Source organism: Burkholderia sp. Ax-1720, from assembly GCF_011753035.1.
Lineage (GTDB): Bacteria > Pseudomonadota > Gammaproteobacteria > Burkholderiales > Burkholderiaceae > Burkholderia > Burkholderia gladioli.
Genome location: NZ_VWWK01000295.1, coordinates 1 through 5,030, shown reverse-complemented (window position 1 = coordinate 5,030; position 5,030 = coordinate 1). Strand labels below are relative to the sequence as shown.

Sequence of the window (5,030 nt, the reverse complement as noted above, 5' to 3'; positions counted from 1 at the left end):
ACCGGGCCGCGCCGCGAGCGCGAGGCACGCGGCTGACCGGGGTGGGCGGCGGCGCCGGGCTGCGTGGCCGGGCGGCGGGAGGGCCGAGCAATCATCGAGGTACTCCTGTGTGGTTCGAATCCGGGTTACCAGTCGATGACACGGCAGCCGGGCGAAAGGGACAGGAAAACGCGATGGCCTCAGGTAAGCGCTTACCGAATTGATCGCGCGGCGCGGCCCGGCGCGAGCCGCCGTCGATGTGGAGATGACGTGGAGATTCGATGGAGCCGAGCGAAGTCGACAGCGGTTTCAGGCACTCCCGGCGGCGCGGCCGGTCGAATGCGGCCGGACATTGCCGGGCCCGGTCCCGCCGCACGTTCCCGCGCCGTTCGCGCCGGTTGTTTCCGGCTGCTTGCGCACTTACTGCACAGCGGCGTCGATTCCTGAGGAACATGCATCAATCGGGGACCGGACAGCAGTATCATGCTGATTTGCTTGAGATGTTACCGATGGTTACCTGCCGGACCGCGGCTCAACCCGCCGCCGGAACCCGGCCCGATTCACCGCCAGCAACGATCACCCCCATGCCTTACCGGATTCTTCTCGTCGAGGACGACAATCGCCTGTCCACCCTGATCACCGGCTACCTGCGCAAGCACGACTACGAAGTCGAGACCGTGCTCGACGGCCACGCGGCCGTCCCCGCGATCCTCTCGTCGCGGCCCGACCTGGTGCTGCTGGACGTGAACCTGCCGGGCAAGGACGGCTTCGAGATCTGCCGGGAGGCGCGCAAGCATTTCGACGGCGTGATCGTGATGGTGACGGCCCGCGACGAGCCCTACGACGAGCTGCTGGGCCTCGAATTCGGCGCCGACGACTACGTGCGCAAGCCGGTCGAGCCGCGCATCCTGCTGGCGCGGATCAAGGCGCAACTGCGGCGTGCGCCGGTACGCGCGCCGGAGCCCGGCAACGGGCCCGAGAGCTACGCCTTCGGCAAGTTCTCGATCAATCGCGGCAACCGCTCGGTGCGGCTGCCGGACGGTTCCTCGCCGGACCTCACCTCGGCGGAATTCGACCTGCTGTGGGTGCTGGTGAGCCACGCGGGCGAGGTGGTCAGCCGCGACGACCTGATGCTGCAACTGCGCGGCGTCGAATTCGACGGCCTGGACCGCACCATCGACGGCCGCATCTCGAAGCTGCGCCGCAAGCTGCAGGACGACGCCAGCCATCCGCGCCGGATCAAGACGATCCGCAGCAAGGGCTACCAGTTCAGCACCCATGCCTGGGAATAAGGACGCGGCCCGGCCCCGCGGCTTCGGTGGCGCCGGGCAGTCGCGGTTGTCGGCGCTGCGCTACCTGCGCTGGCGCTGGCTGCGCTTTCGGCGCTCCTGGACCGACACGCGCGCCGATCGCATGCCGAGCTGGTCGCGCCTCTACGTGCGCGCCTATCTGCACCTGATGAGCCTGGTCCTGCTGGTGGTGGCGGTGCCGCTGCTGGCGCTGTCGGTGACGCTCTCGCCGTGGACGGTGCTGGCCGGCTTCGAGGCGCTGCCGGGCGGCGCGCTCGGCGTGGCGTTGTTCGTGATCGTGGTGCCGGCGCTGGCCACCTGGCGCTGGGCGCGGCCGACCTGGGTGGACCTGGTGATGGTGCGCGAGCGCGCCATCGACTTCAGCGGCGGGCGGTTCCACACGCGCGCGCGCGAATCGCACAGCGTGATCCTCGGCCCGCTGGCGCGCACCCTCAACGCGCTGGCGATGCGCATGGAGCGCCTGATCGAGGCGCAGCGCGATCTCACCAATGGCATCTCCCACGAGCTGCGCACGCCGCTGGCGCGCGTGCGCTTCGCGCTCGAGATCCTGCGCGACCCGATGTCGGAGGCCGAGCGGCTCAACGCACTGGACAGCATCGCGCAGGACGTGACCGAGCTCGACGAGCTGATCGACATGAGCCTGACCTACGCGCGGCTCGAATACAGCTCGCTGCAGTCGAGCCTGGAGCCGACCGCGCTGGCTTGCTGGCTCGACACCCAGGTGCACGAGGTGGCGCCGCTGAGCCCGGGCAAGATCATCGAGACGCGCCTGGGTACGCCGGCCGAGCTGCGCGTGAACATGGATACGCGGCTGATGTCCTACGCGATCCGCAACCTGCTGCGCAACGCGGCCAAGTACGCGCAATCGCGCATCCTGATCGGCACCACGCTGGGCGCGAGCGGCGGCGAGATCCTGATCTACGTCGAGGACGACGGCCCCGGCGTGCCCGACGGCGAGCGCGAACGGATCTTCGACGCCTTCGTGCGGCTCGATCGCCACACGGCCGGCTACGGGCTGGGCCTGGCGATCACGCGGCAGGTGCTGCAGGCCCATCACGGCAACATCGCGGTGACCGACGCGCGCGTGCTGCCCGGCGCGCGCTTCGAGATCCGCTGGCCGGGCTGAGCGGGGCGGCGCCGGCGGCGAGCACCGGCTCGCGAGGCGAGGCTGGGATTGGGAAGGCGCGCGGCGCCGGCGTTCAGGATGCCGGCGCCGCGCCGCTTCCGGCTCAGTAGGTGCGGCCGAGCTGGAAGTACAGGTTGCGGCGCCCGCCCGGCGCGAGCGCCACGCCCACGTAGATCGGCCCGAACGAGGTCGTGAAGCTCGCGAAGAACGAATAGCTCTGCTTCATCGGCCCGCTGCTGATGTCGAGCCGGATCTGGTCGCCGGAAGACGTCCAGACGTTGCCGATTTCCGCGCTCGCGCCCAGGTACAGCGCCTTGATCGGCGAGGCGTTGAAGCTGGCCACCTGGTTCATGTAGGTGACCTGTCCATAGGCGATCGCGTCGCCGTTGAGCTGGTCGGCGGCATAGGCGGCCAGGTGCTGGAAACCGCCGAGCGTGAAGCCCAGCAGGTTGACCGGGCTGGTGCCGCCGAAGCTCTTGCCGCCCTCGATGCTGGCGTTGATGCTGTGCCGCCCGAACTGCTGCGCGACCATCGCCTTGCCGGATACCTCCGTGTACTGGACCTGATCGCTGGCGACCAGGGATCGCTCGACGCTGAACTTGGCGAAGTAACCGTTGCGCGGCAGCGTCGGATCGTCGAGCTGGTCGACCACGAAACGGGCGCGCACGCTGAGCTGGTGGCCGTTGTCGCTGTCGAACACCTGGCCGATCGGGCTGCCGTTGGGCGAGATGTCGGTCGGGAAGTTGTAGGTCGGCGAGGCGCTGCCGTGCGCGTAGGCCAGGCCGACGCGGAAATCGCCGAGCCGTCCGACCGGCAGGCCGAGATCGAGGCCGAGGCGCTCGGTTTGCAACTGGTATTGCGTGAGCTTGTAGTCGTCCCAATAGACGTTGGCGAAACGCCGCTCGAATTCGGCGTAGGGCGCGAGATAGAGGCCATGGCTGCTCGACAGCGGCTGGCGCAGCTCGGTGCGCAGCGCCTGCAGGTCGCTGCCGAGCGTGGAATCGGCACGGAATTCCAGGCCCGAATCGGTCAGCCAGGGGCGCCGGTAGCCGATATGGAAGCGGAAGCCGCCCTCGTCGGTGGAACTGCTCGACATGCCCAGCCCGAACAGCAGGAAGTTCGGGCCCCAGGTCTTGCCGCGCGCGTCCACCACCAGCTTGTTGCTATCGCCGTCGGTCACCACCTGCTGCGTGACCGTGTCGAAATTGCCGGTGGTGGTCAGCGCCAGCAGGTCGCGGCTGACGGCCTGCGGATCGTAGATGTCGCCCGGCTTCACGTGCAGCGCATCGGCCACCACCCGCTTCGGCACCGGCCCGTGGGCGCGGATCTCCACCTCGGCGAGCCGGATCGGCTCGGCGGGCGGGCGCATGTGCGCGGCGCGGTAGGCCGCGTAGGCCTCGGGCGACAGCGCGTAGCGCTCGAGCCGCGGCAGCGCGGCCTTGGCCGCCGCCTCGCCGGCGGCGATCGCCTGGCTGGCGTTCTGGAAATCGGTGAAGCTCAGCGAGCCCAGCGAGGGCTCGAGCAGCACGTCGCGCGGGCCGAGTTCGCTGCGTTCGCGCGAGACGTTCTGGCGGATCAGGATGCCGAGCATCTGCTGGAACACGTCGGCCGGCGAGGCCAGCGCGTCGAGCGGACGTAGTTGCGAGCCGATGTCGACCGCGATCACCACGTCGGCGCCCATCCTGCGCGCGGTGCTGACCGGCAGGTTGCTGACCAGGCCGCCGTCGACCAGGGTCACGCCGGCGATCTCGGTGGGCGAGAACAGGCCCGGCATGGCCATGCTGGCGCGGATCGCGAGCGGCAGCGAGCCGTGGTCGAGCACTTCCATGCGGCCGTTGCGCAGGTTGGTGGCGATCGCGCGGAACGGGATCGGCAGGCGGTCGAAGGGCTGGTTGACCGGCACCGCCGCGGTCCAGTCGGCCAGCAGCGCCTGCAGGCGGTTGCCCTGCACCAGCCCGGCGGGGGCCTTGAAGCCGTTCTTGCCGAAGCCGACCGTCAGGCCGTTGATGTAGCGCTCCTCGTCCTCGCGCTGCTTCTGCGGCAGGTCCGCGCGGTTGACCACGTCGAAGGCGATGTCGGCCAGGTTCACCCTGGCCAGGCGCTCGGCCATCTCGTCGGCGTCCATCCCGCTCGCGTATAGGCCGCCCACCACGGCGCCCATGCTGGTCGCGGCGATGCAGTCGATCGGGATGCGGTGCTCGGCCAGCACCTTCAGCACGCCCAGGTGCGCGTAGCCGCGCGCGCCGCCGCCCGACAGCACGAGGCCGATCGCGGGACGGCCCGCTTGGCCGCCTTCGGCGCGGCAATCTTGCGTGACCGGTTGATTGGCGCTCGCCGGGGCGGTGGAGATGGCCGGTGTGGTGGCGATCGCAGGAGCGGTGCCCTGGGCGATGGGCATGCCCGCGCTGGCCTGGGCATTGGCGCCGGAACGGTCGCCTGCATCGGCGGCCAGGGCGCCCGCGCGCATCGCGGCGAGCGCGTCGGCCCAGGCCGGGGACGGCGTGGCGGCATCGGAGGCTTGCACGGGCACGGTGGCGGGTGAGCCGTTGAGCGACGGAGCGGCGGATGGGCTCGCCTGGGCCGCGGCGAGCGAGGGCAGCAGGGCCGCCGCGAGC

General features: G+C 70.3%; 3 protein-coding genes. 2 read left to right on the top strand and 1 reads right to left on the bottom strand.

What is annotated here, in order from left to right:
* Window positions 1–563 precede the first annotated feature (563 nt).
* Window positions 564–1,271, top strand: coding sequence for a response regulator (locus F3J18_RS35510; RefSeq protein ID WP_017921518.1), 708 nt, complete (start codon window positions 564–566; stop codon window positions 1,269–1,271).
* Window positions 1,258–2,415: an ATP-binding protein gene (locus tag F3J18_RS35505; RefSeq protein WP_166916771.1), complete on the top strand. Its 1,158-nt coding sequence runs from the start codon at window positions 1,258–1,260 to the stop codon at window positions 2,413–2,415. The genes F3J18_RS35510 and F3J18_RS35505 overlap by 14 nt, the downstream gene beginning before the upstream one ends.
* Window positions 2,416–2,518: 103 nt before the next feature.
* Here F3J18_RS35505 and F3J18_RS35500 read toward each other — a convergent pair.
* Window positions 2,519–5,030 (bottom strand): patatin-like phospholipase family protein (locus tag F3J18_RS35500; protein ID WP_240156499.1); only part of this gene is annotated, 2,512 nt, incomplete at its 5' end.